At 54.0% G+C, this 26,872-nt stretch carries 31 protein-coding genes; 13 read left to right on the forward strand and 18 right to left on the reverse strand.

Annotation, left to right across the window (positions count from 1 at the left end):
• Positions 1-3: 3 nt before the first annotated feature.
• The 4 genes from A8O29_RS20260 to paeA all read left to right on the forward strand — a co-directional run bounded on the left by A8O29_RS20260 (position 4) and on the right by paeA (position 5,089).
• Positions 4-1,026 carry a Gfo/Idh/MocA family protein gene (locus tag A8O29_RS20260; RefSeq protein ID WP_125354057.1) on the forward strand — a complete coding sequence of 341 codons (1,023 nt, stop codon included), beginning with the start codon at positions 4-6 and terminating at the stop codon, positions 1,024-1,026.
• Between the two features lie 82 nt (positions 1,027-1,108).
• Positions 1,109-2,653, forward strand: coding sequence for an MFS transporter (locus A8O29_RS20265; protein WP_125354058.1), 1,545 nt, complete (start codon positions 1,109-1,111; stop codon positions 2,651-2,653).
• Between the two features lie 110 nt (positions 2,654-2,763).
• Positions 2,764-3,579 carry a capsular polysaccharide synthesis protein gene (locus A8O29_RS20270; protein WP_168713856.1) on the forward strand — a complete coding sequence of 272 codons (816 nt, stop codon included), beginning with the start codon at positions 2,764-2,766 and terminating at the stop codon, positions 3,577-3,579.
• Between the two features lie 172 nt (positions 3,580-3,751).
• Positions 3,752-5,089, forward strand: coding sequence for a polyamine export protein PaeA (gene paeA, locus A8O29_RS20275; RefSeq protein ID WP_125354060.1), 1,338 nt, complete (start codon positions 3,752-3,754; stop codon positions 5,087-5,089).
• Between the two features lie 85 nt (positions 5,090-5,174).
• Here paeA and A8O29_RS20280 read toward each other — a convergent pair whose 3' ends face one another.
• Positions 5,175-5,381: a DUF1107 domain-containing protein gene (locus A8O29_RS20280; protein ID WP_110510900.1), complete on the reverse strand. Its 207-nt coding sequence runs from the start codon at positions 5,379-5,381 to the stop codon at positions 5,175-5,177.
• 321 nt (positions 5,382-5,702) lie between these two features.
• On the opposite strand from A8O29_RS20280, the gene A8O29_RS20285 reads away from it, so the two are divergent.
• Positions 5,703-6,260, forward strand: a complete 558-nt coding sequence (locus A8O29_RS20285) for a YtfJ family protein (protein ID WP_125354061.1) — start codon at positions 5,703-5,705, stop codon at positions 6,258-6,260.
• Here the strand turns inward: A8O29_RS20285 and cysQ are convergent.
• Entirely contained in the window at positions 6,254-6,994 is a 741-nt protein-coding gene (cysQ, locus tag A8O29_RS20290; RefSeq protein WP_125354062.1) for a 3'(2'),5'-bisphosphate nucleotidase CysQ, read from the reverse strand. The two genes, A8O29_RS20285 and cysQ, sit on opposite strands and share 7 nt — an antisense overlap.
• A gap of 191 nt (positions 6,995-7,185) precedes the next feature.
• Between cysQ and A8O29_RS20295 the strand changes: the two genes are divergently transcribed.
• Positions 7,186-9,129 carry a bifunctional 2',3'-cyclic-nucleotide 2'-phosphodiesterase/3'-nucleotidase gene (locus A8O29_RS20295; protein ID WP_125354063.1) on the forward strand — a complete coding sequence of 648 codons (1,944 nt, stop codon included), beginning with the start codon at positions 7,186-7,188 and terminating at the stop codon, positions 9,127-9,129.
• Between the two features lie 64 nt (positions 9,130-9,193).
• Here the strand turns inward: A8O29_RS20295 and A8O29_RS20300 are convergent, their stop codons facing one another.
• On the reverse strand, positions 9,194-9,574 hold the full coding sequence (locus tag A8O29_RS20300) for a winged helix-turn-helix transcriptional regulator (protein ID WP_125354064.1): 381 nt from the start codon (positions 9,572-9,574) through the stop codon (positions 9,194-9,196).
• A 90-nt stretch (positions 9,575-9,664) separates the two neighbouring features.
• Here A8O29_RS20300 and A8O29_RS20305 point away from each other — a divergent pair, with 90 nt between their 5' ends.
• From A8O29_RS20305 to A8O29_RS20315, 3 genes are all read left to right on the forward strand, one after another.
• Positions 9,665-10,513, forward strand: coding sequence for an SDR family oxidoreductase (locus A8O29_RS20305; RefSeq protein ID WP_125354096.1), 849 nt, complete (start codon positions 9,665-9,667; stop codon positions 10,511-10,513).
• A 79-nt stretch (positions 10,514-10,592) separates the two neighbouring features.
• Positions 10,593-11,417 (forward strand): AraC family transcriptional regulator, encoded by an 825-nt coding sequence (locus A8O29_RS20310; protein WP_125354065.1) that lies wholly within the window; start codon positions 10,593-10,595, stop codon positions 11,415-11,417.
• Positions 11,418-11,490: 73 nt separating this feature from the next.
• Positions 11,491-12,450 (forward strand): DMT family transporter, encoded by a 960-nt coding sequence (locus A8O29_RS20315; protein ID WP_125354066.1) that lies wholly within the window; start codon positions 11,491-11,493, stop codon positions 12,448-12,450.
• Positions 12,451-12,466: 16 nt separating this feature from the next.
• On the opposite strand, the gene A8O29_RS20320 is transcribed toward A8O29_RS20315, so the two are convergent.
• The 3 genes from A8O29_RS20320 to fklB form a co-directional block, all read right to left on the reverse strand.
• Positions 12,467-12,763, reverse strand: a complete 297-nt coding sequence (locus A8O29_RS20320; protein WP_125354067.1) for a hypothetical protein — start codon at positions 12,761-12,763, stop codon at positions 12,467-12,469.
• 200 nt (positions 12,764-12,963) lie between these two features.
• Complete coding sequence (cycA, locus tag A8O29_RS20325) at positions 12,964-14,364, reverse strand: D-serine/D-alanine/glycine transporter (RefSeq protein WP_125354068.1); 1,401 nt, start codon at positions 14,362-14,364, stop codon at positions 12,964-12,966.
• 306 nt (positions 14,365-14,670) lie between these two features.
• Complete coding sequence (gene fklB / locus A8O29_RS20330) at positions 14,671-15,291, reverse strand: BamJ family beta-barrel-assembly machinery protein (RefSeq protein ID WP_168713857.1); 621 nt, start codon at positions 15,289-15,291, stop codon at positions 14,671-14,673.
• A gap of 132 nt (positions 15,292-15,423) precedes the next feature.
• On the opposite strand from fklB, the gene A8O29_RS20335 reads away from it, so the two are divergent.
• Positions 15,424-16,119: a LysM-like peptidoglycan-binding domain-containing protein gene (locus A8O29_RS20335; protein ID WP_125354069.1), complete on the forward strand. Its 696-nt coding sequence runs from the start codon at positions 15,424-15,426 to the stop codon at positions 16,117-16,119.
• Positions 16,120-16,154: 35 nt separating this feature from the next.
• On the opposite strand, the gene A8O29_RS20340 is transcribed toward A8O29_RS20335, so the two are convergent.
• The 5 genes from A8O29_RS20340 to rpsF all read right to left on the reverse strand — a co-directional run bounded on the left by A8O29_RS20340 (position 16,155) and on the right by rpsF (position 18,670).
• Positions 16,155-17,084, reverse strand: a complete 930-nt coding sequence (locus A8O29_RS20340) for a DMT family transporter (protein WP_125354070.1) — start codon at positions 17,082-17,084, stop codon at positions 16,155-16,157.
• 146 nt (positions 17,085-17,230) lie between these two features.
• Positions 17,231-17,680 carry a 50S ribosomal protein L9 gene (rplI, locus tag A8O29_RS20345; protein ID WP_110510910.1) on the reverse strand — a complete coding sequence of 150 codons (450 nt, stop codon included), beginning with the start codon at positions 17,678-17,680 and terminating at the stop codon, positions 17,231-17,233.
• A gap of 41 nt (positions 17,681-17,721) precedes the next feature.
• Positions 17,722-17,949, reverse strand: a complete 228-nt coding sequence (rpsR, locus tag A8O29_RS20350; RefSeq protein ID WP_002210155.1) for a 30S ribosomal protein S18 — start codon at positions 17,947-17,949, stop codon at positions 17,722-17,724.
• Between the two features lie 4 nt (positions 17,950-17,953).
• Positions 17,954-18,268: a primosomal replication protein N gene (gene priB, locus A8O29_RS20355; RefSeq protein WP_110511085.1), complete on the reverse strand. Its 315-nt coding sequence runs from the start codon at positions 18,266-18,268 to the stop codon at positions 17,954-17,956.
• A 6-nt stretch (positions 18,269-18,274) separates the two neighbouring features.
• Positions 18,275-18,670: a 30S ribosomal protein S6 gene (gene rpsF, locus A8O29_RS20360; RefSeq protein ID WP_110510911.1), complete on the reverse strand. Its 396-nt coding sequence runs from the start codon at positions 18,668-18,670 to the stop codon at positions 18,275-18,277.
• A 364-nt stretch (positions 18,671-19,034) separates the two neighbouring features.
• Between rpsF and yjfY the strand changes: the two genes are divergently transcribed.
• Positions 19,035-19,286, forward strand: coding sequence for a DUF1471 family protein YjfY (yjfY, locus tag A8O29_RS20365; protein WP_420854033.1), 252 nt, complete (start codon positions 19,035-19,037; stop codon positions 19,284-19,286).
• A gap of 81 nt (positions 19,287-19,367) precedes the next feature.
• Here yjfY and A8O29_RS20370 read toward each other — a convergent pair whose 3' ends face one another.
• The 6 genes from A8O29_RS20370 to ulaA are packed head-to-tail and all read right to left on the reverse strand — an operon-like array spanning position 19,368 to position 23,789.
• Positions 19,368-20,060, reverse strand: a complete 693-nt coding sequence (locus A8O29_RS20370; protein WP_125354073.1) for an L-ribulose-5-phosphate 4-epimerase — start codon at positions 20,058-20,060, stop codon at positions 19,368-19,370.
• Entirely contained in the window at positions 20,057-20,914 is an 858-nt protein-coding gene (locus A8O29_RS20375; protein WP_125354075.1) for an L-ribulose-5-phosphate 3-epimerase, read from the reverse strand. The genes A8O29_RS20370 and A8O29_RS20375 overlap by 4 nt, the downstream gene beginning before the upstream one ends.
• 9 nt (positions 20,915-20,923) lie before the next feature.
• Positions 20,924-21,580, reverse strand: coding sequence for a 3-keto-L-gulonate-6-phosphate decarboxylase UlaD (locus A8O29_RS20380; RefSeq protein ID WP_125354077.1), 657 nt, complete (start codon positions 21,578-21,580; stop codon positions 20,924-20,926).
• A gap of 12 nt (positions 21,581-21,592) precedes the next feature.
• A complete protein-coding gene (gene ulaC / locus A8O29_RS20385) occupies positions 21,593-22,060 on the reverse strand; it encodes a PTS ascorbate transporter subunit IIA (RefSeq protein WP_125354078.1) in 468 nt (155 codons plus the stop codon).
• Positions 22,061-22,069: 9 nt separating this feature from the next.
• Positions 22,070-22,375, reverse strand: coding sequence for a PTS ascorbate transporter subunit IIB (ulaB, locus tag A8O29_RS20390; protein ID WP_125354080.1), 306 nt, complete (start codon positions 22,373-22,375; stop codon positions 22,070-22,072).
• A gap of 13 nt (positions 22,376-22,388) precedes the next feature.
• Positions 22,389-23,789, reverse strand: a complete 1,401-nt coding sequence (ulaA, locus tag A8O29_RS20395; RefSeq protein WP_168713858.1) for a PTS ascorbate transporter subunit IIC — start codon at positions 23,787-23,789, stop codon at positions 22,389-22,391.
• Positions 23,790-24,153: 364 nt separating this feature from the next.
• Between ulaA and ulaG the strand changes: the two genes are divergently transcribed.
• Both ulaG and ulaR read left to right on the forward strand, forming a co-directional pair.
• Positions 24,154-25,218: an L-ascorbate 6-phosphate lactonase gene (gene ulaG, locus A8O29_RS20400; RefSeq protein ID WP_125354083.1), complete on the forward strand. Its 1,065-nt coding sequence runs from the start codon at positions 24,154-24,156 to the stop codon at positions 25,216-25,218.
• A 127-nt stretch (positions 25,219-25,345) separates the two neighbouring features.
• Complete coding sequence (gene ulaR, locus A8O29_RS20405; RefSeq protein ID WP_125354085.1) at positions 25,346-26,101, forward strand: HTH-type transcriptional regulator UlaR; 756 nt, start codon at positions 25,346-25,348, stop codon at positions 26,099-26,101.
• On the opposite strand, the gene yjfP is transcribed toward ulaR, so the two are convergent.
• Positions 26,098-26,811, reverse strand: a complete 714-nt coding sequence (yjfP, locus tag A8O29_RS20410; RefSeq protein ID WP_125354086.1) for an esterase — start codon at positions 26,809-26,811, stop codon at positions 26,098-26,100. The genes ulaR and yjfP overlap by 4 nt on opposite strands.
• Positions 26,812-26,872 lie beyond the last annotated feature (61 nt).

Genomic DNA, 26,872 nt, shown 5'->3' on the forward strand with positions numbered 1-26,872 from the left:
ATGATGAAAACGCTGAATGCCGCCATTATCGGTTGCGGGGCCATTCATCAGTGCCACGTTGAAGCGCTGCGCCAGATACCTGGCGTCGTTCTTCGCGCGGTGGTGGACACCGAGAAAGATAAAGGACTGGCGCTGTCTACGGAGTACAACTGTCATTTTTATCAGGACTACCGGGAGATGCTCTGCGATGTGACCATTGACGTGGTACACATCTGCACCCCGCATTATCTGCATAAACCGATGATCCTTGCCGCGCTGGCGGCAGGGAAACAGGTGTTCTGCGAAAAGCCGGTCGGGATGAACATGGCGGAAGTCGCAGAAATTCAGGCAGCAGAAAAGCAGGCCGCCGGGCAATTAGGCGTGTGCTATCAAAACCGCCTGAATCCCACCAGTCTGGCGCTTCATCAGCTTCTGGACGAGAACGCCTTAGGGCGGCTGCTGAGCATTAATGCATTTCTCACCTGGTCACGCCCCCCTCCTTATTACGCCAATAGCCCCTGGCGTGGACGTTACGCCACCGAAGGCGGCAGCTTGCTGATTAATCAGGCCATTCACACACTTGATCTCGTGCAGTGGTTTGGCGGCGGCGTCACACGTCTGAAGGGCATGGTCGACTGCGCATGGCTTGAGGACACCATCGATACCGAAGACACCGCCATGGCGACGCTGGAATTCAGCAGCGGCGCGCACGGCTTGTTTTTCGCCAGCAACAATCACACCCGGGACGCGCCGTTACAGCTGGAAATCCATTGCGAACAAGGCGAGTTACAACTGCGAGATAACACGCTTTGGCGCGTATCAGGGGGAAAACGGGTGGTTGTCGCCAGCGACGAAACGCCCTACAGCCACAGCAAAAGCTATTGGGGAATTGGCCACCTTCAGGCCATTCGCCGGTTTTATGAGGCCCTGCACAGCGGCAGGTTCGAGGGCATTACCGGTCTTCACGAGGCGGCGGAATCCCTGCAACTCGTTGAAGCGATTTACCGGTCCTCACAGTTACGACACTGGGTCACGTTACCCCAATAACAACGCGATTCCGGCGGCACTAAGATGCGGCACACAGTGAGCGTGTGCCATATAACCAAACATCGAACAGAGAATAATAATTATGGTTAAACCTACTGAACGCAAAGTGGGTTACGGCGTAGCAATTGGCTACGGCGTAACCGATCTTTTTGGCGGGGGTGCTTTTGCCGTTATCGGCACCTGGTTGCTCTTTTTTTACACCACCTACTGCGGCCTGTCGGTATTAGAAGCAGGATCGATTTTCGCCATCGCCAGGGTTATTGATGCGATTTTAAGCCCGATTATGGGCTACGTTACGGATAACTTCGCCAATACCTGGCTTGGCAGACGCTTTGGTCGCCGGCGCTTCTTCCTGCTGCTGAGCGCCCCGCTCATGCTCCTGTATGCCCTGGTATGGGTCACAGACATGAGCTACTGGTATTACCTTGGCACTTATCTTTCCATTGAGCTGCTTTCAGCCATGGTACTGGTACCGTGGGAAACGCTGGCGGCTGAAATGACCAACCGCTTTAGCGAGCGCACGCGTTTGTCGGGCGTTCGTATGATGTGCTCGTCTCTCGGCGGATTTTTGGCGGTTTCAGTGCCTGGGGTGATTATGCAGTTCACCGGCAAAGACAACCCGTTCACCTACACGCTGACTGGCGGCATCTTTGCGCTGATTTTCTGTATCGCCGTCTTTACCACCTGGGCCTGTACCTGGGAAGCAAAGGATGTGCGCGAGGAATACGAGTTTGCCCCGGTCAACGACAGACAGCCCGGACTCCTTAACCACTTGAAATATCTGGTGCTTGACCTGTTGTCATCGTTCAAAATCAGGGCCTTCCGTCAGCATATCATCATCTATATTTGCTCATTTACGGCGATGGATGTTTTCGGCTCGGTGTTCACCTATTTTGTGATTTATGGTCTGCATCGCGATGCGGCTGCCGTATCAGGCTTGCTCAGTATCGCCGCGTTTGTGTCCATCCCTGGCACGTTCGGCTTTATGATGCTGATGAACAAACTGAACCTGACCCCATCCAGTGCGCTACGGCTCTCCTACAGCTGCATTTTTGCGGTGCTGGCGTTCTTGTTCGTGGTCTATATCAACAATATTGCGGTGAACACCATCGTGTTCTCCGCTGTCTTTATGCTACTGGGCCTCGCCCGTGCCGGGCTGTATTACATTCCCTGGAACATTTACAGCTTCATTCCAGACGTAGATGAAATAGTGACCCGCCAACGCCGGGAAGGCATTTTCGCTGGCGTAATGGTTCTGACGCGCAAAAGTACCGTCGCGCTGGCGGTGATGCTGATTGGCGTGGTGTTGCAGGAAAGTGGCTTCGTGAAAGGCGGAGGGGCTCAGCCGATCAGCGCGCTGCACGCGATAATCGGCCTGATGATTTTCGCTACCGGTGCCCTGCTATCGATAAGCTTCTGGATGACCTATAAGTTCAAGCTTAATCAGCAAACTCATAAAACGCTGATTAAGGAAATTGCCCGCCGCAAACTGGGCGGTAGCGCTGAAGCGTGTGATGAGGAGACCCGCCAGGTGATTAAAGACCTGACCGGTCGGGCCTACAACGAAGTCTGGGACGCAAGTCCTAATAAAAGCAAAAAAGGTGCCGCTTTCGCGCCTGGAAGTTAAGTCAGACCAGGGCTGATGCTGATTTTTTTTGGCATCAGCCCTTAAGAAACTCACCCTACGCGCCGCTTTTACATTAAAAGTAGATTGAGAGTTGAGCGAAAAAATTGAACGTGTACACCTACTGGGTCGATCAGAGCAAGAACGGGATCCCCGACTACATAAAACTCTGTATGCGCACCTGGCAGCGTGCCATTTCAGGTATCACGATTGAAATAATCAATCACCAGAATCTCCATCGCTATCTACCTGAAACGTTATTAACGCCGTCGTTTTATCGTCTCTCTTTGGCCATGCAATCTGATGTGGTCTCTGTTTGGGTGCTGCTGACCCGGGGAGGCGTTTTCCTTGATGCCGATACCATCATGACCAAGGATCCATTTTCTAATGGTCAGTTCCCTAAGGATAAATTCTCTGCGTTTGGCTATCCTCTGAGTAAGAGGATCCATTTAGCCGTCATGTCATCCCCAGAACCTAATCACCCCTTACTTTCAAAATGGGCTGAGGCGATCGCAGAACGCTTGAGTGTTCCGCTTCCCACCCCTGTTCCGTGGGATTATGTTGGCAACAGTATTGTGAATGCGCTTTTCGACAGCGGGCACTATTCCGAGAACACAGAGATAATCGATGCAACCGTCAGCGGGAATATTCTCGAGTTAGGCAATCACCATGAGCATCCGCATCACCGATATCTGGACTTCTATTTCACCGCGCCGAAACTCACTTTCGAAGAGATCGTCGCGAAATCAAACTGTGGCCTGATTTCATTGCACAACTCCTGGACACCCGACATATACCGGAACGCAAATCTGCAGGAACTCGTTAAGAGCAAAGACAGCGTACTACTCTCGCATCTGTTGATTAATCTCTGCATGCCAACGAGCCCAAAGTCAGATGCCGGCAAGGTGTCCAACGCAGGCCTGAAATAAGCCGGAATTCAGATTCCCCGTGAACCCTCTGGCGAGTTTACAGTCCCTTACGCTATACTATCCCGGATATTGCCGGTCCAGAGCCTTCGGACCGGTTTTTTAAGCGTTCATCCAATTCAATCAACGACTCAACCATCCTCCCGAGGTTCTGACCTTAACGGTTAGAAAAACTATGTTAAACAGTATATTAATCATACTCTGCCTCATCGGCGTCAGTGCGTTTTTCTCGATTTCTGAGATTTCGCTTGCAGCTTCTCGCAAAATCAAACTGAAGCTGCTCTCCGATGAGGGCAATATAAATGCACACCGTGTTCTCAAAATGCAGGAAAACCCCGGGATGTTCTTTACCGTGGTGCAAATCGGTCTTAACGCCGTCGCCATTCTGGGTGGTATCGTCGGTGATGCAGCCTTTTCCCCGGCCTTCCATAGCATCCTTATTAAGTACGTTTCAGCCGAGCTTGCTGACCAGGTAAGTTTCATTCTGTCGTTCGTGCTGGTCACCAGTTTGTTCATCCTGATAGCTGACCTGACTCCGAAACGCATCGGTATGATTTCGCCCGAAGCCGTGGCTTTGCGGATCATCAACCCGATGCGCTTCTGCCTCTCGGTATTCCGCCCGTTGGTGTGGTTCTTTAACGGCATGGCGAACATGATTTTCCGCCTGTTCAAACTGCCAATGGTGCGTAAAGACGACATCACCTCCGACGATATTTACGCAGTAGTGGAAGCCGGTGCGCTGGCAGGCGTGCTGCGTAAGCAGGAACACGAGCTGATTGAGAACGTGTTTGAACTGGAATCGCGTACCGTGCCGTCGTCAATGACCTCGCGCGAAAACGTTATCTGGTTCGATTTGAACGAAGACGAACAAAGCCTGAAGAACAAAGTCGCGCAGCATCCGCACTCTAAGTTCCTGGTGTGTAAAGAAGATATCGACCACATCATCGGCTACGTTGACTCAAAAGACCTGCTGAACCGTGTGCTGGCGAATCAGAGCCTGGCGCTGGCGGGTGGCGTGCAGTTACGCAATACGCTGATTGTGCCGGACACCCTGACGCTCTCAGAAGCGCTGGAAAGTTTCAAAGCCGCCGGTGAAGACTTCGCGGTTATCATGAACGAATACGCGCTGGTGGTGGGCATTATCACCCTCAACGACGTGATGACCACGCTGATGGGCGACCTGGTCGGCCAGGGTCAGGAAGAACAGATTGTGGCGCGTGATGAAAACTCATGGCTCATCGACGGCGGCACGCCGATTGAAGACGTGATGCGCGTGCTGGATATCGACGATTTCCCGCAGTCTGGCAACTATGAAACCATTGGCGGCTTCATGATGTTTACCCTGCGTAAAATCCCGAAACGTACCGATTTCGTGAAGTTCTCTGGCTATAAATTCGAGGTGGTGGATATCGATAACTACCGCATCGATCAGCTGCTGGTGACTCGCGTCGACAGCAAGCCTACGGTTCTGACGCCGAAACTGCCTGACGCTGAAGAGCAAGGCGCAGCATAAGTTTACGGCCCGTAGAAACATGAACGGCTCCCTTTCGAGGAGCCGTTTTTTTTACTGCTTATTTACTGCATAGCACGTTTGTTGATTACGCCATCTCAGTTTGCAGACGCGTAACCTGACGGTTGATCTCGGACATGACAGAAAGATGCTGTTTGTCCTTCACTTTCGGGATAAGAATCTTGCCCTTATCAAATTCGAAAGCGCCCACGTCCTTGATGTACAACCGTCCACGAAACAGGATCTTCACGTACTTAGCCACCTGAAGTGGGTTGTACCGTTGGAAAATTTTCATTGTTATCTCCTGCTGAGTCTTACGCCCTTGCGACTCCACAATCGGTTCCGCGTTCCGGGGCGCAAAATTAATGCACTAAAACTATAGTCCATATCGACCGGGACACCCAGTCTGTATAAGTTTATTTACCGTTTGATGACAGTAATTAAGAATAATCTATTCAGATTGGGGAATAAGGCAGTATAAGCCTTCATTTTTCCACGGTTATGTGCGGTCACCCGCAAACTGGCATCATGATTGCGGGTAAAGCTCATAATTCGCACTTATGATTAAAGCTCAGAACCAAGTGGTCGGATCACCTGCATAAAATAAGGAAACACCATGACCCTACGTAAGCTGATGGCGATTTCATGCCTGTTAATGCCGCTGATGGCCTCTGCGCATAATTTCCAGAACGGTCAACGGGTGCCCGCCGTGGGCATCACCGACCGTGGCGAACTCATTCTTGATAATGATGATTTTAGCTATAAAAATTGGAATAGCTCGCAGCTTGCTGGCAAAGTGAGAGTTGTACAACATATTGCTGGCCGTACATCTGCCAAAGAGAAGAACGCCACACTCATCGAAGCGATTAAGTCCGCAAAATTCCCGCACGACAAATACCAGACCACCACCCTTGTGAACACCGACGATGCCATTCCAGGCTCGGGGATGTTCGTGCGCAGTAGCATTGAGAGCAATAAAAAGCTCTATCCGTGGTCGCAGTTTATTGTCGACAGCAACGGGCTGGCGCGCAGCGCCTGGCAGCTTGAAGAAGGCGGTTCCGCGATTGTGGTGCTGAATAAAGAGGGTCGCGTGGAATGGGCAAAAGACGGGGCGCTGACGCAGGAGGATGTGCAGCAGGTTATCGCCCTGCTGCATAAGCTACTCGGTCAGTAGATTGATACCCGGAAGCCGGGGTTGAGGAACGCTTCACGCGGCGTGTAGTCGAGGGTTTTACCCTGCCAGTCGTGAACGTGCGCCCCGGCAGCCACCGCAACCGCGTGGCCCGCAGCGGTGTCCCAGACGTTAGTCGGCCCGAAGCGCGGATAAAGCTGCGCCTGCCCTTCCGCCACCAGGCAGAATTTGAGCGACGATCCAATCGATGTGGTCTGATGCTCGCCGAGCTGTTGCAGGTACTCCGTCAACTCGCCGTCGGCGTGCGAACGGCTGATCACCACCAGCGGCGGTCGGGCATCGCGGACGTGAATCTGATTGCGCACGCCGCACTCTTCTTTCCAGGCTTTGCCCTCATGCGCGCTGTACATCACTTTCATCACTGGCGCGTAGACCACGCCGAGCACCGGTTTTCCCTGTTCAATCAGGGCGATATTGACCGTGAACTCCCCGTTGCGCTTGATAAACTCTTTGGTGCCATCGAGCGGATCCACCAGCCAGTAGCGCTGCCAGTGCTGGCGCACATCCCAGCCCGGCGGGTCTTCTTCTGACAGCACCGGAATGTCGGGCGTCAGGGCATTCAGCCCGCTGACGATCACTCTGTGGGCCGCGATATCCGCTGCCGTCACTGGGGAATCATCAGCTTTGCTGACGACGTCCATCGGCTGCGCCCCATCGTAAACCTGCATAATGGCATCACCTGCCTTCCGTGCAAGCTGACATACTTGTTCCAGCATTTTCCACCTCGTGTTAAGTAGAGTGGTGTTAACTCGTTGTTTTATTTATATCCTATCGCGACCAATTGCGCTATCTGTGAAGCGTTGCCCGTTTCCTCGCGCAATTTTCTGGCAACCTTCACACTTCTGTAAGCAACAGGATGTATACCCTTTTGTCTTTTGTGCCCTCGATCAATGAAAGGACCCCTCTGATGATTAAGTTTAGCGCAACGCTCCTTGCCACGCTGATTGCCGCGAGTGTTCAGGCCTCAACCGTGGATTTGCGGATCATGGAAACCACTGACCTGCACAGCAACATGATGGATTTTGACTACTACAAAGATTCCGCCACGGAAAAGTTTGGTCTGGTGCGCACCGCCAGCCTGATCAACGCCGCGCGGGGTGAAGTGCAAAACAGCGTGTTGGTGGATAACGGCGATGTGATCCAGGGGAGCCCGCTCGGCGATTACATGGCGGCGAAAGGCCTCAAAACGGGCGATGTACATCCGGTATACAAGGCGATGAACACCCTTGATTACGCGGTGGGCAACCTTGGCAACCACGAATTTAACTACGGTCTGGAATACCTACATAAAGCGATAAACGGCGCGAAATTCCCGTACGTTAACGCCAATATCATCGACGTTAAGACCAAGAAGCCGCTATTTACGCCGTATCTGATTAAAGAGACTCAGGTTGTCGACAAAGACGGCAAGCCGCAGACCCTGAAAATTGGCTACATCGGTTTTGTGCCGCCACAGATTATGATTTGGGATAAAGCCAATCTCAGCGGCAAAGTGACGGTGAATGATATTACCGAAACCGCCCGCAAGTATGTGCCTGAAATGCGTGAAAAAGGCGCCGACGTGGTGGTGGTTATCGCCCACTCCGGCCTCTCCGCCGACCCGTATCAGGCGATGGCGGAAAACTCCGTTTACTATCTCAGCCAGGTTCCGGGTGTGGATGCGATCATGTTTGGTCACGCCCATGCGGTGTTCCCGTCGAAGGATTTCGCCAGCATCAAAGGGGCGGATACCGACAAAGGTCTTCTCAACGGCGTGCCAGCGGTGATGCCGGGCATGTGGGGCGATCACCTCGGGGTGGTGGATTTGGTGCTGAACAATGACGACGGCAAATGGCAGGTGTCGCAGGCCAAAGCCGAAGCGCGGCCGATATATGACGCCGTTGCCAAAAAATCCCTCGCCGCTGAAGACCAGAATATGGTGAAGGTGTTGAAGGCCGATCACGATGCCACTCGGGCGTTCGTCAGCAAGCCTATCGGTAAATCGTCCGACAATATGTACAGCTATTTGTCGCTTGTGCAGGACGATCCCACCGTTCAGGTGGTGAATATGGCGCAGAAAGCCTACGTGGAGCACTTTATTCAGGGCGACCCGGACCTGGCGAAACTGCCGGTACTTTCCGCCGCAGCACCGTTTAAAGCCGGTGGACGTAAAAACGATCCGGCCAGCTTTGTCGAAGTGGAAAAAGGCCAGCTCACCTTCCGTAACGCCGCCGATTTGTATCTCTACCCGAATACGCTGGTGGTGATGAAAGTCAGCGGCAAAGAGGTAAAAGAGTGGCTGGAATGCTCCGCCGGGCAGTTCAATCAGATTGACGTGTCCAGCAGCAAACCGCAGTCGCTGATCAACTGGGACGGTTTCCGCACCTATAACTTCGACGTTATCGACGGTGTGGATTATCAGATTGATGTCAGCCAGCCGGCACGCTACGACGGCGAATGCCAAAGCATTAACCCGAAAGCAGAACGTATCAAAAACCTGACCTTTAACGGCAAGCCTATCGACCCGGCTGCAACCTTCCTGGTGGCAACCAATAACTACCGCGCTTACGGCGGCAAGTTTGCCGGAACCGGCGACAGCCATATCGCGTTCGCGTCACCGGATGAGAACCGTTCAGTGCTGGCGGCGTGGATCGGGGCGGAGTCGAAAAAGCAGGGCGAAATCCATCCCGCGGCGGACAACAACTGGCGCTTAGCACCGATTCATTCGGCCACGCCGCTGGATATTCGTTTTGAAACGTCACCGACGGAGAAAGCCGCGGCGTTTATCAAAGACCACGCGCAGTATCCGATGAAAAAAGTCGGCACTGACGATATCGGTTTTGCGGTGTATCAGCTTGATTTAAGCAAGTAACGCACTTATCGGAGGCCCGGCAAGCGTTAGCGCTGCCGGGCAATTCCTGCTTCATAACGGGCATTCACGCCGCACGCTCATCCCAGTTCGCCATCACCTGCGGCAGGTTCAACTCAATCCAGTCCGCCAGCGCTTCCACTTTCTCACTCACCTGCACGCCGAGCGGCGTCAGGCTGTATTCCACATGCGGGGGTACTACCGGATACGACACCCTGTCGATAAAACCATCCATCTCCAGCGCCTGTAACGACTGCGCCAGCATCTTCTCGCTGACGCCGCCCATTTTCCGACGCAGGTCGCTGAAGCGATGGGTACCATCACGTAAGGCCACCAGAATAAGCACGCCCCAGCGGCTGGTCACATGCTTGAGCACGTCCCGGGACGGACACTGTTCGGCAAATAAATTGCCATCGCGCAGCTGTTCACTGAGGGTCGGATTTGCCATTTTCATACTTACCTTTTTGTGCGTACTTACTAAAAGTTAGTAAGGGTGTTAGCGTATCACAACTGAAGACAAACACGAAGGAGTCACATGATGATCGCAATTACCGGCGCTACCGGCCTACTGGGCCAACTTGTTATCGACAACCTGCTGAAAACGGTTTCCGCCAACCAGCTGGTCGCCATTGTGCGTAACCCGGCGAAAGCCCAGGCACTGAGCGACAAAGGCATCGTCGTCCGTCAGGGCGATTACACCGACGAAACCGGGCTTAAATCCGCATTCCAGGGCGTAGAAAAAGTGCTGCTGATTTCCGGCAGCGAAGTCGGGCAGCGCACCGTGCAGCATCGCCACGTCATCAACGCAGCGAAAGCCGCGGGCGTGAAATTCATCGCCTACACCAGCCTACTCCATGCTGATAAATCTCCATTGGGCCTGCATGTTGAGCACGTCGAAACCGAGAAAATGCTCGCTGAGTCCGGTATCGCGTATACCCTGCTGCGCAACGGCTGGTACACCGAAAACTATCTCGCCAGCGCACCTCCGGCCATTGAGCACGGCGTGTTTATCGGGGCTGCGGGCGACGGCAAAATTGCCTCCGCGACCCGCGCCGATTATGCGGCAGCCGCGGCACAGGTGATGAGCCAGGAAGGCCACGCTGGTAAAGTCTATGAGCTGGCGGGTGACAATGCCTGGACGCTCAGCGAACTGGCCGCCGAACTGAGCAAACAGAGCGGTAAAAACGTGAGCTACCAGAACCTGAGCGAAGCGGATTTTGCCGCCGCGTTGAAAGGGGTCGGCCTGCCTGCCGGACTGGCAGAGATGCTGGCGGACTCTGACATTGGCGCGTCAAAAGGCGGCCTGTTTGATGACAGCCGCACGCTCAGCAAACTCATCCAGCGCCCGACCACCGCGTTGTCTGACAGCGTCAAAAGTATCCTGTAAACGTTAACGATAGGTTATTTTTTGTGGCGTCCCCACGGGGTATCTTCGATAATGTCGGGATATTCCGTGGGAGGTTAGCGTGCAGGGTGTTCCTCAGCAGTTCACAGACGAGCGAGACAGCGCCAGTTTCCGCCATCTGGCTCAGGTGCCAGGAGTGGAGCTTTATCACGCCCATATCTCGCGCTATGCCTTTGAGCCGCATACCCACGAAGCCTTTGGTATCGGCGCCATTGAACTCGGTGCCGAGCGTTTTCGCTATCGCGGTACCCAGTATGTGGCACCGGTCAATTCAGTGGTCACCATGAACCCGGACGAACTGCACACCGGCGAAGCGGAAACCGCCGACGGCTGGCGCTATCGGATGGTGTATCTGGAACCGGATTTACTGGAAGAAGTGACCGGCGTTCGCCATTGGTGGTTCAGCGACGTGGTTCGCCATGACACAGAGCGGTCTGCCAGGCTGTGCCAGCAGATTTATGGCCTGTGGAACACCGACGACCCGCTGGCGCAAAAAGGTCTGCTGCTCGATCTGATTGAGACTTTCAGCCCCTTCGCCCACCATGCTCCGCATCTGCATGAAGCGAGCCATCGTTTCGAACGCGTACGCGACTATCTGCACGACAACTATATGCACAGTGTGACGCTCGACGATCTGGCTGCCGTCGTGTCGCTCAGTCCGTACCACTTTCAGCGTCAGTTCAAAGCCCGATATCACGTTACGCCGCACCAGATGCTGATGGCGATTCGCCTGTGGCGTGCCAAAGATTTTCTGACTCGCGGCATGCCTGCCGCCGAAGTGGCCGCCGCTACCGGCCTGACCGATCAGTCTCACCTCACCCGGGCCTTTACCCTTCGCTACGGCATCACGCCCGTTCGCTACCAGAAACAGGTTTTCATGCGCTAATGCGCAACCTCATACAATACGTCCCGCCGCCGTCCTTCCTACACTGCACCTGTTGACTAAGAAGGTGCAGAACATGATGAGTGGTGTGTTGTACGCCCTGCTGGCGGGGCTGATGTGGGGTTTGATTTTCGTTGGGCCGCTACTGGTGCCGGAATATCCGGCGGTATTGCAGTCGATGGGACGCTATCTGGCGCTGGGGTTAATCGCCCTGCCGTTGGCGTGGCTCGGACGCGCGAAGCTTAAACAGCTCAGCAAAAGTGACTGGCTTACGGCGTTGGGCCTGACCATGATGGGCAATCTCATTTATTACGTGTGCCTGGCCAGCGCCATTCAGCGCGCGGGCGCACCGGTTTCAACGATGATCATCGGCACACTGCCGGTGGTGCTTCCGGTATTTGCCAATCTGCTGTACAGCCATCGCGACGGTAAGCTCTCCTGGCTGAGCATGGCGCCTGCCCTGGTTTGCATCGCGTTGGGATTAATATGCGTGAATATCGCCGAGCTGCGCCGCGGTCTGGTCGATTTCAGCTGGTGGCGTTATGGGAGCGGGATCGGTCTGGCGTTAATATCCGTGGTTTGCTGGGCGTGGTACGCACTGCGCAATGCACGCTGGCTGCGTGAAAATCCGGATAAGCACCCGATGATGTGGGCGACCGCACAGGCGCTGGTGACGCTGCCCGTGTCGCTGCTGGGTTACGTGCTCGCCTGCCTGTGGCTCAGAGGCCAGGGGCAATCCTTCCCGCTGCCGTTTGGCCCGCGGCCAGAGGTGTTTATCACGCTGATGATCGCCATCGCCGTGTTCTGCTCATGGGTGGGTGCGCTATGCTGGAATATCGCCAGCCAGCGCCTGCCCACGGTGATCGTCGGGCCTTTGATTGTGTTCGAAACGCTGGCAGGCCTGCTGTATACCTTCCTGCTGCGCCAGAGCTTTCCACCGCTGCTGACGTTCACCGGCATTGCGCTGCTGGTGGTTGGCGTGATCGTCGCCGTGCGCGCCAAACTGCAAAAGCCGCGGCTTCAGGCCCTTGAATAAGGACCTGACGGGATCATTAGTGTCCGGTCACAACGGCCGCAGCAACAGGGTTGTCAGACTGTGCAACTACCGCAGCACGTGCCACAGGATGCGCACCGTTATTACCGGTAGCGACAGCCATTTCAGCTGGGTGATCGGATGAAGCAATGACCGCGCCACGTTCAACAGGATGTGCGCCATTACCACCGGTCGCCGCGGCCATTGCCACAGGATGGTCGGAGTTCGCCACAACGGCTGTTCTGGCAATCGGATGATTAGCGAAAGCAGGGAGACTTACGACGGCGAAGGTTAAAGCCAGGATGGTTTTTTTCATAATAATACCTCTAATAAACGAAATTTTAACGACAAAATCCAAAACGAAAATTCATCGAAATCCATCTAACAGTCTCTAACCTTCGCGAAAGCTCTGCAAAGTCTAATCCATTTAAAATTGAATTTAGCGGGACGGTATTACTGAAGAGCACTCAGGCCCTTTGAGAAAGAGCCTGAGTGTAGGAGAGGACGACGTTCGAACTACGCGGTACGTTTCTTACTAAGCACCCACCAACCCAGGCCCAGCACCACAAACCACAGCGGCGTGACGATCAGCGCCTGACGGGTATCTTCCTGCAGCGTCAACAACACGATCACGAACACGAAGAACGCCATACAGACCCAGCACATCAGTTTGCCGAGTGGCATTTTGTATTTTGACGCTTCATGCAGCTGCGGACGCTGTTTGCGGTAGACCAGATAAGAACACAGAATAATGGTCCACACGAACATAAACAGAATGGCCGACACGGTGGTGATCATGGTGAACGCGGCGATTGCGCTTGGGTTCACATACAGCATCACTACCCCGCCCAGCAGACAGATGCAGGAGAAGGTCAGGCCTTTTGCCGGAACTGCGCGCTTTGAGAGTTTGGCGAATGCTTTTGGCGCCACGCCTTCTTGTGCCAGACCGAACAGCATACGGCTAGTTGAGAACACACCACTGTTTGCGGACGATGCCGCAGAGGTCAGCACCACAAAGTTGATGATGCTCGCCGCCGCAGGCAGGCCAACCAGCACGAACAGTTCAACGAACGGACTCTTATCCGGCACCACGGAACCCCATGGCGTGACGGACATAATCACCACCAGCGCGAACACGTAGAACATGATGATGCGGATGGGAATGGAGTTGATCGCGCGCGGCAGCGATTTCTCCGGGTCTTTCGTTTCGGCAGCCGTGGTGCCCACCAGCTCAATACCGACGAAGGCAAACACCGCTATCTGGAACCCAGCGAAGAAGCCGCTAATCCCTTTCGGGAACCAGCCACCGTCATTCCACAGATGATCGAATGAGGCCTGTACGCCGCTTGGGGACGTGAAGTGCGTCATCACCATGACCAGACCGACAATCACCAGCCCGACAATGGCAACGATTTTGATCATCGCGAACCAGAACTCCATCTCACCGAACATTTTCACGGTGGCAAGGTTCAGGCCCAACAGCAGAAGGATAACCGCCAGCGACGCGACCCAGTCTGACAATCCGGGGAACCAGAACTGCGCATACGAGGTAATGGCGACGACGTCGGCCATTCCGGTCACCACCCAACAGAACCAGTAAGTCCAGCCGGTGAAGTATCCCGCCCACGGCCCGAGCAGGTCGGCCGCGAAATCGCTAAAGGATTTGTATTCGAGATTCGACAGCAGCAATTCACCCATTGCCCGCATGACGAAGAAGAGCATGAAGCCGATTATCATATAAACGAAGATGATCGACGGCCCGGCCAGACTGATGGTTTTACCCGAGCCCATAAACAGCCCGGTGCCGATGGCGCCGCCGATAGCGATGAGCTGAATGTGCCGGTTGGAGAGACTGCGCCGAAGCGACTGTTCAGTCGATGCCTCTTCATCGGCAGCGACTTTAATCTGATCTACCATGTGATTTTTTCCTGTTGTTCCTGTTGTGTTGTGCTGGCTCTTCGGCCATTGAATACATCTGTCGATGTTTCAGTTTTAAGACGGATCGATAGTAGGAAAGAATCGGCGGGTTGAATACTAAGAAATGAATAAAATGTTAATAAGATGTTTGAAGTGAGTGTTATATCACTCTACTTACGCGAAACAGCTCACAAAAATACACTGACTTTGCGACAATGCAAGATTAAATGCTAACAAATTTCTAACTTAGGGATTTTACACTACTTTTTGGCATCCTCTCCCGCGAACGGGAGAGGATCAGCGGACTTACAGGATTTCGAGCAGTTCGACTTCGAAAACCAGCGTGCTGAATGGTGGGATGGACGCGCCAGCGCCACGCTCGCCGTACGCGAGGTTTTGCGGGATAGTCAGTTCCCATTTGGAGCCAACCGGCATCAGGGTCAGGGCTTCGATCCAGCCAGGGATCACGCCGTTAACCGGGAATTCAGCTGGTTCACCGCGTGCGACGGAGCTGTCAAACACGGAGCCGTCAATCAGTTTGCCGGTGTAGTGAACGCGTACGCGGTCGGTACGTGCCGGGATTGCGCCTTCGCCCTGAGTGAGTACGCGGAACTGCAGGCCGGATTCGGTGCTGCTCACGCCGTCTTTCTCACGGTTTTCTTCCAGGTATTTCACGCCTTCTGCAGCCATGGCTTCGAATTGTTCGCGACGTACGGCATCAGCACGTTCGTGAATTTCACGCAGCGCACGGTGAACCACATCCACCGGAACCTGTGGCTGTTTGCCTTCCAGCGCATCAGCAATACCAGCAACCAGTGCTTCTGGCAGCAGGCCCTGCAGGCCGGATTCGCTAAGCTGTTGTCCTACCTGGAGGCCGATTCCGTAACTAGCCTGGGCTTCAATGGTGTCAAAAGTCGGGGTTGCCATGGTCTTTCCTTTCATCGGATGAAAATCAGCGGGCAGCATAACAGCCAGGCCGCATCGGGTAAAACTTTGTCTCGGCAGAATTATGTATATACTGAGGGACAAAACAGGGAAACGCGGAGCAGGAGGTGACCCATGCCCGGGCGATTCGCACTACAACCTACGTTGTTAAAAATCTGGCATGCACCGGATAATTTCACACTGATGGACCCGCTGCCACCGTTGCACCGTCGCGGTATTATTGCGGGTTTTCTGCTGGTCATCATCGGCTTTCTACTTCCCTCTGATGATAATGCGCCTGCCCAACAGCCGGTGAGCCGAAATGCGCAGCTCGACATCCAGTCGCAGTCTCAGCCGCAACAGGGCAATTTGCAGCAGCCACTGCCGCCGCTGGTTTCCTCGCCGCCGGTAAACGATCCGGGCCAGGCCGCGCCTGCCGCCCCGGAAGTGGTTCAGGAAGAACAGCCTGACGAGCAGCCGCAGACGGTACAAACGGAGCCACAATCTCAGCCTCAGGCGCAAACCGCGCCTGCGCAGACGCAATCGCAGTCCGCTCCGGGCATCGAACAGCAGTGGCGCAGCTATCGCGTAGAATCAGGCAAAACTCTGGCGCAGCTGTTCCGCGATCATAACCTGCCACCAACCGATGTTTATGCGATGTCAAAAGTGGAAGGTGCCGGAAAGCCATTGAGTTCATTACAGGCCGGGCAAATGGTTCAGGTTCGTCAGAATGCTAACGGCGTGGTGACAGGGCTGACCATCGACAGTGGCGGCGGACAACAGGTGCTGTTTACGCGTCAGTCTGACGGGAGCTATATCCGCGTTCGCTAATCCTTTCGCCCGGTAACGCGATTACCGGGCCAGTCTCACCCTTTCTGCTTGTTCACCCACCGAATCCCCGTGCAGACCAACACCAGCGCCACCGCGTATTTCCATTCCATAATGTTCTCGCCGAGAAAAATGGCTGACAGCACCGTGCCTGCCACCGGGATAACGAAATTGAATGGGGCAATCATGCTGACGCGGTTGTACTTCAGCAGCGTACTCCACAGCGCAAACGCCACCGATGAAAGCAGCGTCAGATAGCCCAGCACCGCCACGGATTCAACGCCGTGGAACGTCAGCGTCCCGCCTGAAAGATAGCCACCCGCCACCAGCGCCAACCCGCCGATAGCCAACTGCCAGCCGGTCATCACCGTCGGGTCGACCGTCTGCGAAATACGTTTCCCGTACAGCGTCGCCGCGGAAAGAATAAATGCTGCCAGAACCACGAAACCGTCGCCGCGCCAGACGAAGCTGAAATCAGTCAGGGAATGGCTGAAGTTCACCAACATCACTCCGGCAAAACCGAGGACACAGCCCAGGGTTTTGTTATAACTCAGCTTGTCATTCTGATAGATAAAGTGCGCCAGCAGCACGCTAAAGAACGTGCCGGTAGCATTCATGATCGAACCTTTCACCCCGGTAGTGAACGACAGGCCAATATAAAAGATGGCGTACTGAATCGAGGTTTGGGTCAGGCCCAGGATCGTCAACTGACCAAACTGCCGGGCGTTGAGTCGGGCAATGGGTTTACGCTGTGCCAGCGCGAACAACAGCAGTAACGCGCCTGCGAACAGGAACCGGTAGCCTGCAAAGATGATTTTTGAAGGAATGTCGTCGGTGGCTATCTGAAAGATTTCATAGCCATTTTTAATCGCGGGGTATGAGCTTCCCCATAGCAAACAGCACAGCGTTGCCCCGGCGTAGACCACGTTTTTGCGAGTAAAGAGCGGAGCGGGTGTAACGACTTCCATTAACGACACCTGAATTAAAATAGCGTTTTAATTCATTATCCGGAAATGTCTGGGGAATATCTACTACGGGCAGGAATTGAGCAAGTGCAGAAAAGCAAAACGCCGGCACAAGGCCGGCGTTTCGTCGTTGTTACAGAGTAATCAAATTACGCTGAAACTACGTTTACTACCAGTTTAGCGAACACTTCGCTGTGAACCTGGAAGTCCACTTCGTGCTCACCAGTGGTACGCAGAACGCCGTTCGGCATGCGAACTTCGCTCTTAGCAACAGCCACGCCAGCAGCAGTAACTGCATCAGCGATGTCGCGAGTACCGATAGAACCGAACAGTTTACCTTCGTCGCCTGCTTTAGACGCGATGGTAACGGTGCCCAGTGCGTTGATTTTCTCAGCGCGAGCTTCAGCAGCAGACTGAACGTCAGCCAGTTTGGCTTCCAGTTCAGCACGGCGTGCTTCGAAGAATTCAACGTTTTTCTTGGTAGCTGGAACAGCTTTACCCTGTGGAACCAGGAAGTTACGAGCGTAGCCCGCTTTAACGTTTACCTGATCACCCAGGCTGCCCAGGTTTGCTACTTTATCAAGCAGAATAACTTGCATTACCTTATCCTCTCAAAGTCGTGTTAATGGACTGTGGCCGATTACTGATGACGATCAGTGTACGGCAGCAGGGACAGGTAGCGAGCGCGCTTGATGCAACGAGCGAGCTGACGCTGGTATTTTGCACGAGTACCGGTAATACGGCTCGGGACAATTTTACCGCTTTCGGTAATGTAGTTTTTCAGCGTAGCGATGTCTTTGTAATCAATCTCTACAACGCCTTCCGCGGTGAAACGGCAGAACTTGCGACGACGGAAATAACGTGCCATTTGGCTAGTCTCCAGAATCTATCAATTCAATCTGCTCGGCATGCAACACCATTTTGCTCAGACCATTTCGTGCCTTGTGGCAACTGATGAAGCCCTGAACGGTGATTTGCGTGCCGACCGTTATACTGTGAGTAATGGCTTGGTTCTCGTGTCCGCTAATAATAACGGGCATTTGACACCATGCCTGCCGGTGAAAACCGGCTTCCTCCTGCGTCGATCGGTGCTCAAGCACGAACTGGCAGTGAGGAATTCCTGACGGGCTAACCTTTCTAAGTGGCGCCCTGCACACTGTGCCGGACAACGCCAGACGGTTGGCCATCAGCAATTACTCTTCAGAATCCCCAGCTTCAGCATCATCTGTGGTTTCATTTGCGAAATCATCGCGACGCTCACGGCGCTCGTCTTTCGCTTTTACCATCGGAGATGCTTCAGTCTCAGCGTGTTTAGTACGCATAACCATGCTGCGGATAACGGCATCGTTGAAGCGGAAGTTTGTTTCCAGCTCATCGATAACTTCCTGCGGCGCTTCAACGTTCAGCAGAACGTAGTGAGCTTTGTGCAGTTTGTTGATCGGATAAGCCAGCTGACGGCGGCCCCAGTCTTCCAGACGGTGGATCGTACCTTCTGCTGCAGTGATTGCACCAGTGTAACGCTCGATCATACCCGGAACCTGTTCGCTCTGGTCAGGATGGACCATAAAAACGATTTCGTAATGACGCATCGAATTGCTCCTTACGGATTATTCAGCCTCCTGTCTGGGTCAGCCGCGGCCCATGGAGGCAAGGAACGTGGTTAAAGGGCGGCTGAAAAATTGACGCGTAATCATACTTGCAGGCCCTGAATAACTCAAGGTGATTGCGCAATTAATTCGCACGAAGCGCAAAGAGGAAGAAAGTCAGTGGTTTAAAATTAACCAACACAGAATGCGCCATTTTTTTGAACAACTGCATCAGAAATGGTCGCTATTTAATCAACCAGGAGGGATTACACTTAAGCCATACCCAGACCGAAGCCACGAGGAGACTTCACCGTAACGCAGCAGGTTGTAGGGAGTCACTATCATGAAAAACATCGCAATCGCCGTAATGGCTGCAGTTTTGCTCAGTGCAAACGCGATGGCAGCCATCAAGATAGACGGCCGACAGGCCAGAAATATGGACGATGTGCAGAGCTTAGGCGTCATTTACATTAATCATAACATCGCCACCGAAAGCGAAGCAGATCAAGCCTTGAGTGAAGAGAGTAACGCCCGTGGCGCCAAATACTATCACCCAATCCTTATCCATGAACCCGGCAGCAATGGCCTTATTCACGCCAGCGCTGACGTTTACCGCTAGCACCAGGAAAACCACAGAACGTATTTGCCCTGACTCAACGCTGCCCCCGTTTTTCGGGGGCTTTTTTTGCTTGCGTGGCGATTACTTTTCAACTTGCCCGTAGTAGGCATTCGGCCCGTGCTTGCGGCTGAAATGTTTCTCCATCAACCAGCCATCGATATGCTTGAGCTGCGGATTAATCCCCCTCGCGAGCCACGCCATTTTCGCGACCTCTTCCATCACCACCGCATTATGGACCGCTTCATGCGCATCTTTGCCCCACGCAAAAGGACCATGCTGCCAGACCACGATGCCTGGTGTATGTAAAGGCTGCGCTTCACCGAGCGTTTCAATAATCACCTTGCCGGTGTTGAGCTCGTAATCCGTCTGTACTTCTGCTTCGCTCAGCGGACGAGTGCAGGGAATATCGCCAAAGAAGTAATCCGCATGGGTGGTGCCCAAGGCCGGGATGGAAAGACCTGCCTGCGCCCACGCCGTGGCATGGGTTGAGTGTGTATGCACCACGCCGCCGATGCCGGGGTATTGACGATACAGCGCCAGATGTGTCGCGGTATCAGAGGACGGCCGATAGCGGCCTTCCAGAACATTACCCTTGAGGTCGACAACGACGATGTCATCGGCAGTCAGGGTTTCATACGCCACGCCGCTCGGCTTAATGGCTACCCACCCGCGTTCTTGGTCAATGGCGCTGACGTTTCCCCAGGTAAACGTCACCAGACCGAACCGCGGTAAATCCATGTTAGCGGCGAAAGCCTGCTGTTTAAGCTGTTTCATCCGGCGGCCTCCACCAGTCCAGCATTTGCCATGCGCTGAAGCACCCAGTCGCGGGCTTTTATCACTTCGGCCAGAGGGTCATCCGCCGTTTCGCTCCACATTTCAATCAAATATGGCCCGTGGTAGCCGCTCTGTTTTAGGGTACTGAAGCAGTGTTCAAAATCCACGATGCCCGCGCCAAACGGCACGTTTTTGAACACGCCTGGCCGCGTATCTTTGACATGCACCGCCACGATATGCCCGATGCCCGCCTGCAGTTCCATTTGCACATCGTTTTCCCATGCCGACAAGTTGCCAATATCCGGGTAAATCTGGAACCACGGGTTATTAAGATAATGGGCGTAACCCAACGCTTTGCTGATGGAGTTCATCAGCGGGTAATCCATGATTTCCATCGCCAGCGTCACCTGCGCCCGACTTGCCATTTCGACACTTTCTTTCAGCCCTTCGCGAAAACGGCGGCGCGTTTCGTTGTTCGCCTGCTGGTAATAGACGTCGTAGCCCGCCAGTTGAATAACCCGAATGCCGACATCCTGCGCGAACTGAATTGCCCGGCGCATAATCGCCAGACCCTGCCGGCGCACCGCGTCGTCTTCACTGCCGAGCGGAAAACGGCGATGGGCGCTCAGGCACATCGATGGCACTCGCACGCTGGTTTCGGCGACAGCGTTAATTAGCGCGAGCTTCTGTTCACGGCTCCAGTCAAGGCGCGAAAGGCGCGCATCGGTTTCATCAATCGACATTTCGACGAAATCAAAACCCAGCGTTTTGGCGAGACCCAGACGCTCCAGCCAACACTCCCCGGCGGGGAGCGCTTTTTCATAGATACCGAGCGGAACCTGTTTCGACAACATAGCCGCTCCTTAGCCCCACAGTTGGGCGATAGACCGCTTGAACTGACGCGCGGCCTCGACCGGATCTTTTGCATCACGGATACTGCGCCCGGCGATAAACACATGGATGGGAATGCCTTTAAACAGCGGTAAATCGTCCAGAGCCAGACCGCCGGTCACGGTGACCTTAAAGCCCATATCTGCCAGGCGTTTGATGGCAGTGATATCTGCTTCGCTCCACGCCACACCCGCCGCCTGGGCATCGCGGCTGCGGTGATAAACCACCTGCTGAATACCCACCTGATGCCATTCCTGTGCCTGTTCCCACGTCCAGAATCCGGTCAGTTCTATCTGCACGTCGCCGTTAAATTCTTTTGCGACGTCCAGCGCACCTTTGGTGGTGTTGATATCTGCGCAGCAAATCACCGTTATCCAGTCGGCATTGGCTTCAAAGCACATCCGCGAGAGGATTTTTCCGGCGTCGGCAATCTTGGCATCCGCCAGCACAATTTTGTGTGGATACAGCGCTTTCAGATCACGCACAGCACGAACGCCTTCGGCCACGCAAAGGATGGTGCCGACCTCAATGATATCGACTTCTTCGGCGATTAAGCGTGTGGTGGCATACGCCTCGGCCATGCTCTGGTTATCCAGCGCAACCTGTAACATTGGTAATGAAGAGCTCATAGCATTTCCTTGTTAAGCACACGCCGCAGTGGCGTTATCAATGAGATCCAGCACGTCCTGCTCGGTACGGCAGGCGCGTAAACGGTCGAAATTGGCTTCGTCTTCAAACAGGTTAACGATTTGCATGATGCCCACTTCCTGATGGGTGTTGGCATCCACCGCCGCCATGGTGATGAGGATATCCACCGGGTCGTTATCTTCATGGTTAAACAGCAGCGGCTCCCGCAGCGTGACCAGGGCAAAGCCCGTTTTCTTCACGCCCTCTTCCGGACGACCGTGCGGCATGGCGAGACCGGGTGCGATGACAAAATACGGGCCGTGCTGCGCCACACCATCCAAAATGGCCTGGTAATATCGCGGCTCGACAACGTCTGCCTTGACCAGCAAATCGACGCCCAGTTTCACCGCCTCCTGCCAGGTGTTGGCCTGAGCCTGAAGTAGAATCGAGCGGTTGTCGGCCAACGAATCACGTAGTTTCATACCGCGTCCTTATTTCAGATCCTGAGGAAAGTGCACCGTGATAACCTCCATCAGCTTTGGCCCAAAGTCGGCTGCTGACAGCATGTTGCGCACGCCCACCACGTATTTATTTCCCGTCACGATAATTTCACCGGCGATATGGGTTGAGGCGATAATGACGTCAGCCCCGCTTAACTCGCTTTTGTATTCCCCGACCGCACAGCTGTTTACCGAATGATTAACGCCTTGCTGGGTCAGGAACTGATCCACCTTCATCTTCATGATCATGGAACTGCCCTGCCCGTTACCGCATACCGCCAGAATTCGTACCGTCATAATCCAGATCCTTTTAGTGGGCAGAAGACTCTGCCAGATGTTTTTCTGCATCCTCTTCAGCACGCAGCGTGCGCCCTGCGAAGACCATGTAAGCCAGTGAAATTATGATAATGACGGCCATAAAGACGAGGCCGATGGAGGCGAAGCCCTGCATCATCGGCGGGGCCAGAATTGACCAGTCCGCCATCCCCATCCATGCACTCATGCCGGTCAGTTTGATTGCCCAGACGCAGCCGAAAATCTCAATCATCCCCATCACCAGGCAAATTTTGAGCGCAGCGCGCCAGCCGCCAAAGTGGTTGGCGAAGACGCCAATGGTGGCGTTAGAGAAGAACATTGGAATGAAACCGGGAATAATCATGATCGACGAACCGCAGCCGATCAGAATGCCAACGGCAATCAGCTGGCCGACGGTGCCCCAGATGAAGCCCCAGACCACGGCATTCGGCGCGAAGCTGTAGATTGCAGCGCAGTCGATGGCCAGCACGGCCCCAGGGATCAAGCGCTGTGATATTCCGTTGAAGGCTTCGGACAGCTCAGCCACAAACATGCGCACGCCCTGCACGATGATGAATATCGCCACCGCGAACTGGAAACCGGTTTGTAGGATGTAGACGGTCCAGTGCACTTTCCCCGCCATCGCCTGCACGACGTCAATACCGAAGGAAAGTAAGATGGCGCCGAAAAACACGGTCATGACAATGGCCGTCGACACGATGTTGTCGTGGAAAATGTTCAGCCAGCCTGGAAGCTTCAAATCTTCAACACTCTCCTCTTTCTTCCCGAGGTACGGCGCAATTTTGTAGGCAATCCAGGAGGCAAACTGCTGTTGGTGGCCGATAGAGAAACCGCAGTTATCAGTGACCTCCTGCGTCGGCTTGTACATCATGTTGGACGTGATGCCCCAGTAGAGCGACACCAGTACCGCCGTGCAAATAATGGTGGTCCACATCGGGTAACCGAGTATGTAGAAGAACACGGCAATCAGCCCGGCCTGCTGAAACATGATGTGCCCGGTCAGCATGATGGTGCGAATACCGGTGATGCGCCGAAGCAGGACATAAATAATATTCAGCGCCAGCGCCAGAAGAACCGCGTATCCCACCCAGCTATAGGCATCGCCCATGCGTTCGACAGTCGCCATCATCGAGGCGTAGGTGTCCGAAATAGCGCCGTTAATGCCATAGACTTCCGACATTTTCGCCACCACCGGCTTGAACGTGCCGGTCAGAATTCCCGACCCCGCCTGCAATAACATGAAACCGATAATGGTTTTGATGGTGCCCTTAATGATTACGCTCACGCTCTTCCGCAGCAGGATGTAACCCAGGCAAGTCACTATCCCCAGCAGCAACGGGGCGTTAGTCATGACCTGATTAAAGAACACGGTAAAGGCGGTGTAGAGGAACGCCATAACGATCTCCATGGTTGGAATCGTCGGGCGAATGGACGCCGCCCGATGTTGTGACGCTCACTTTAATAATCACAAGTAATCACCACAAGATTGAATTTGATTAAATGAGAGTCCGATCGCAAAATATATCCTTAGTTGTTGCATGGCTTTCATTACACCGCTTTTAATGCCAATAAATCCAACGTAAGTTGATAATAAAAAACATATTTCAACCACTACTAAAACATCTTCAGCTCACTAACCCTCCCCTCAAGTCAGTGTTCAAGAGCAAAAAGTGGTGTTGCGCTGACGCAAAAGCGATGTCAGTATCAATCAATAATAATCACACAATGATTTATTTTGATCACTGATAAGGACGATAACCATGAGCAAAGTGAAGAGCATTACCCGTGAATCCTGGATCCTGAATACGTTTCCAGAGTGGGGCAGCTGGCTGAATGAAGAAATTGAGCAGGAGCAGGTGGCGGCGGGAACGTTCGCCATGTGGTGGCTGGGGTGCACCGGCATCTGGTTGAAATCTCAGGGCGGGGCCAACCTTTGTATCGACTTCTGGTGTGGGACCGGTAAGCAAAGCCACGGCAATCCGCTGATGAAACAGGGCCACCAAATGCAGCGCATGGCGGGTGTGAAGAAGCTCCAGCCTAACCTGCGTACCACGCCGTTTGTGCTGGATCCTTTTGCGATCAGAAAAATCGACGCCGTGCTTTCGACGCACGATCACAACGATCATATCGACGTGAACGTGGCTGCCGCCGTGATGCAAAACTGCCCCGACGATGTGCCGTTTATCGGGCCGCAAACCTGTGTCGATCTGTGGATTGGCTGGGGCGTACCGCGTGAACGCTGCATCGTAGTGAAACCAGGCGACGTGGTGAAAGTGAAAGATATTGAGATCCTCGCCCTCGATGCTTTTGACCGCACGGCGTTGATCACCTTACCTGCTGAACAAAAAGCGGCAGGCATTCTGCCGGATGGCATGGACGAACGCGCGGTCAACTACCTGTTCAAAACACCGGGCGGGAATCTGTATCACAGCGGCGACTCTCACTATTCCAACTATTACGCAAAACATGGCAATGAGCACCAGATCGACGTTGCGCTGGGGTCGTACGGAGAAAACCCGCGTGGCATTACCGACAAAATGACCAGCGCCGATATGCTGCGAATGGCGGAAGCGCTGAACACTAAAGTGGTTATCCCGTTCCATCACGACATCTGGTCGAATTTCCAGGCCGACCCGCAGGAAATCCGCGTGCTGTGGGAAATGAAGAAAGACCGACTGAAATATGGCTTCAAGCCGTTTATCTGGCAGGTTGGCGGTAAATTCACCTGGCCGCTGGATAAAGACAATTTTGAGTACCACTATCCACGTGGTTTCGACGATTGCTTCACTACGGAACCGGACCTGCCGTTTAAATCCTTCCTGTAAGCCCGCGCTGGCGCAGCACCGATCCGGGGGATGACTGCCGCGCTGGCCGTTTAATACGACTTTTGCTTAGTAATTTCAGGCTATTTCAAATATCATCATAAAAAATCAGGGATCTGCGGAATAGCTCATGACCGAAGCACAACGGCACCAAATTTTACTCGAACTGCTGGCGCAGACAGGTTTTGTCACCGTCGAACAGGTGATTGAAAAACTGGGAATTTCCCCTGCCACGGCGCGTCGGGACATCAATAAACTGGATGAAAGCGGCAGGCTGAAAAAAGTGCGGAACGGCGCCGAAGCCATTAGCCAGCAGCGCCCTCGCTGGACGCCGATGAATATCCACGAAGCGCTGAATCATGATGAAAAGGTGCGTATCGCACGCGCCGCGTCGCAGCTGGTGAATCCTGGAGAAAGCGTGGTGATCAACTGCGGTTCAACCGCGTTTTTGCTCGGCCGGGAAATGTGCGGCAAGCCAGTGCAAATCATCACCAACTATCTGCCTCTGGCGAATTTCCTGATCGACCAGGAGCACGACAGCGTAATTATCATGGGCGGCCAGTACGATAAGAGCCAGTCCATCACGCTGAGCCCGCAGGGAAGTGAAAACTCGCTTTATGCCGGGCACTGGATGTTCACCAGCGGCAAAGGCCTCACCGCCGACGGGTTATATAAAACCGATATGCTGACCGCGATGGCAGAACAAAAAATGCTGAACGGCATCGGGAAACTGGTGGTGCTGGTCGACAGCACCAAAGTCGGTGAACGCGCAGGCATGCTGTTCAGCCGAGCGGAAAATATCGATATTGTAATCACCGGCAAAGACGCTAACCCTGAAATCCTCAAACAGCTTGAAGCTCAGGGCGTCCAGGTTCTGCGCGTTTAAAGAAACCGTTTAAAGAACGCCACCGTCACTTCCAGCGCTTCCGGCGTGATGCGGTGGCGAACGCCTGCCTGCCAGTGAAAGGTGAGCTGCCCATCAAGCCCTTGTTGCTGCAACGCCTGTTGTAAGCGGAAAGACTCGGCGGCGGGGACCACGTCGTCGTCTTCGCCGTGCCATAGCAATAGCGGCCTGGCAGCCAGTTTTTCCAGCTGATTCTCAACGTCCCATTCGGCCAGTTCCGCTGGCATTTCCTGAGACGGGAACAGCGAGCGGGAAAGAGATGTGAGGTAGCCTGAACCCATCAGGCTGGCAACGCACTTCACTTCCGGGTGATGGGTCATGATCCCCAGTGCTGTCATGGCGCCCATCGATGCGCCCGCTACCGCCAGTCGGTCTTCATCCTGCCATCCTTGCGACACGATAGCCTCCTTCAACGCCGCGAATTCGTGACAGCTGTTGAGCAGAATGGGCCAGAAGCGCTGCATTCGCGCTGCGGCATCACCGCCAAAACGCGAGCCATGTTCGAGCGCATCGGGCATGATCACCCGAAAACCGGCCAGTGCCAGCGCCACGGCAAAATAGCTGTAGACCTGTTTTGACGAGGTAAACCCATGATAAAAGACGATACATGGCAATGCCGAATCTGCGTTTCCGCGCGGAAAAGCGTGTAAAACTTCGCTGCCCGCCAGCTTGCGCATTTCAAGTTCAATCATTTATCTTCCCCTTCTTTTATGCTGGTATGACACGCTGAGATTTCACGCGCAAGTTTATCCT

Source organism: Scandinavium goeteborgense, assembly GCF_003935895.2.
In the GTDB taxonomy this organism is placed as follows: Bacteria; Pseudomonadota; Gammaproteobacteria; order Enterobacterales; family Enterobacteriaceae; genus Scandinavium; species Scandinavium goeteborgense.

What these genes read in the sequence shown, in the direction of transcription:
- A8O29_RS20260 (WP_125354057.1), top strand. Translation starts at nt 4, where the DNA reads ATGAAAACGCTGAATGCCGCCATTATCGGTTGCGGGGCCATTCATCAG.
- A8O29_RS20265 (WP_125354058.1), top strand. Translation starts at nt 1,109, where the DNA reads ATGGTTAAACCTACTGAACGCAAAGTGGGTTACGGCGTAGCAATTGGC.
- paeA (WP_125354060.1), top strand. Translation starts at nt 3,752, where the DNA reads ATGTTAAACAGTATATTAATCATACTCTGCCTCATCGGCGTCAGTGCG.
- A8O29_RS20280 (WP_110510900.1), bottom strand. Translation starts at nt 5,381, where the DNA reads ATGAAAATTTTCCAACGGTACAACCCACTTCAGGTGGCTAAGTACGTG.
- A8O29_RS20285 (WP_125354061.1), top strand. Translation starts at nt 5,703, where the DNA reads ATGACCCTACGTAAGCTGATGGCGATTTCATGCCTGTTAATGCCGCTG.
- cysQ (WP_125354062.1), bottom strand. Translation starts at nt 6,994, where the DNA reads ATGCTGGAACAAGTATGTCAGCTTGCACGGAAGGCAGGTGATGCCATT.
- A8O29_RS20295 (WP_125354063.1), top strand. Translation starts at nt 7,186, where the DNA reads ATGATTAAGTTTAGCGCAACGCTCCTTGCCACGCTGATTGCCGCGAGT.
- A8O29_RS20300 (WP_125354064.1), bottom strand. Translation starts at nt 9,574, where the DNA reads ATGGCAAATCCGACCCTCAGTGAACAGCTGCGCGATGGCAATTTATTT.
- A8O29_RS20305 (WP_125354096.1), top strand. Translation starts at nt 9,665, where the DNA reads ATGATCGCAATTACCGGCGCTACCGGCCTACTGGGCCAACTTGTTATC.
- A8O29_RS20315 (WP_125354066.1), top strand. Translation starts at nt 11,491, where the DNA reads ATGATGAGTGGTGTGTTGTACGCCCTGCTGGCGGGGCTGATGTGGGGT.
- A8O29_RS20320 (WP_125354067.1), bottom strand. Translation starts at nt 12,763, where the DNA reads ATGAAAAAAACCATCCTGGCTTTAACCTTCGCCGTCGTAAGTCTCCCT.
- cycA (WP_125354068.1), bottom strand. Translation starts at nt 14,364, where the DNA reads ATGGTAGATCAGATTAAAGTCGCTGCCGATGAAGAGGCATCGACTGAA.
- fklB (WP_168713857.1), bottom strand. Translation starts at nt 15,291, where the DNA reads ATGGCAACCCCGACTTTTGACACCATTGAAGCCCAGGCTAGTTACGGA.
- A8O29_RS20335 (WP_125354069.1), top strand. Translation starts at nt 15,424, where the DNA reads ATGCCCGGGCGATTCGCACTACAACCTACGTTGTTAAAAATCTGGCAT.
- A8O29_RS20340 (WP_125354070.1), bottom strand. Translation starts at nt 17,084, where the DNA reads ATGGAAGTCGTTACACCCGCTCCGCTCTTTACTCGCAAAAACGTGGTC.
- rplI (WP_110510910.1), bottom strand. Translation starts at nt 17,680, where the DNA reads ATGCAAGTTATTCTGCTTGATAAAGTAGCAAACCTGGGCAGCCTGGGT.
- rpsR (WP_002210155.1), bottom strand. Translation starts at nt 17,949, where the DNA reads ATGGCACGTTATTTCCGTCGTCGCAAGTTCTGCCGTTTCACCGCGGAA.
- priB (WP_110511085.1), bottom strand. Translation starts at nt 18,268, where the DNA reads ATGGCCAACCGTCTGGCGTTGTCCGGCACAGTGTGCAGGGCGCCACTT.
- rpsF (WP_110510911.1), bottom strand. Translation starts at nt 18,670, where the DNA reads ATGCGTCATTACGAAATCGTTTTTATGGTCCATCCTGACCAGAGCGAA.
- yjfY (WP_420854033.1), top strand. Translation starts at nt 19,035, where the DNA reads ATGGCTGCAGTTTTGCTCAGTGCAAACGCGATGGCAGCCATCAAGATA.
- A8O29_RS20370 (WP_125354073.1), bottom strand. Translation starts at nt 20,060, where the DNA reads ATGAAACAGCTTAAACAGCAGGCTTTCGCCGCTAACATGGATTTACCG.
- A8O29_RS20375 (WP_125354075.1), bottom strand. Translation starts at nt 20,914, where the DNA reads ATGTTGTCGAAACAGGTTCCGCTCGGTATCTATGAAAAAGCGCTCCCC.
- A8O29_RS20380 (WP_125354077.1), bottom strand. Translation starts at nt 21,580, where the DNA reads ATGAGCTCTTCATTACCAATGTTACAGGTTGCGCTGGATAACCAGAGC.
- ulaC (WP_125354078.1), bottom strand. Translation starts at nt 22,060, where the DNA reads ATGAAACTACGTGATTCGTTGGCCGACAACCGCTCGATTCTACTTCAG.
- ulaB (WP_125354080.1), bottom strand. Translation starts at nt 22,375, where the DNA reads ATGACGGTACGAATTCTGGCGGTATGCGGTAACGGGCAGGGCAGTTCC.
- ulaA (WP_168713858.1), bottom strand. Translation starts at nt 23,789, where the DNA reads ATGGCGTTCCTCTACACCGCCTTTACCGTGTTCTTTAATCAGGTCATG.
- ulaG (WP_125354083.1), top strand. Translation starts at nt 24,154, where the DNA reads ATGAGCAAAGTGAAGAGCATTACCCGTGAATCCTGGATCCTGAATACG.
- ulaR (WP_125354085.1), top strand. Translation starts at nt 25,346, where the DNA reads ATGACCGAAGCACAACGGCACCAAATTTTACTCGAACTGCTGGCGCAG.
- yjfP (WP_125354086.1), bottom strand. Translation starts at nt 26,811, where the DNA reads ATGATTGAACTTGAAATGCGCAAGCTGGCGGGCAGCGAAGTTTTACAC.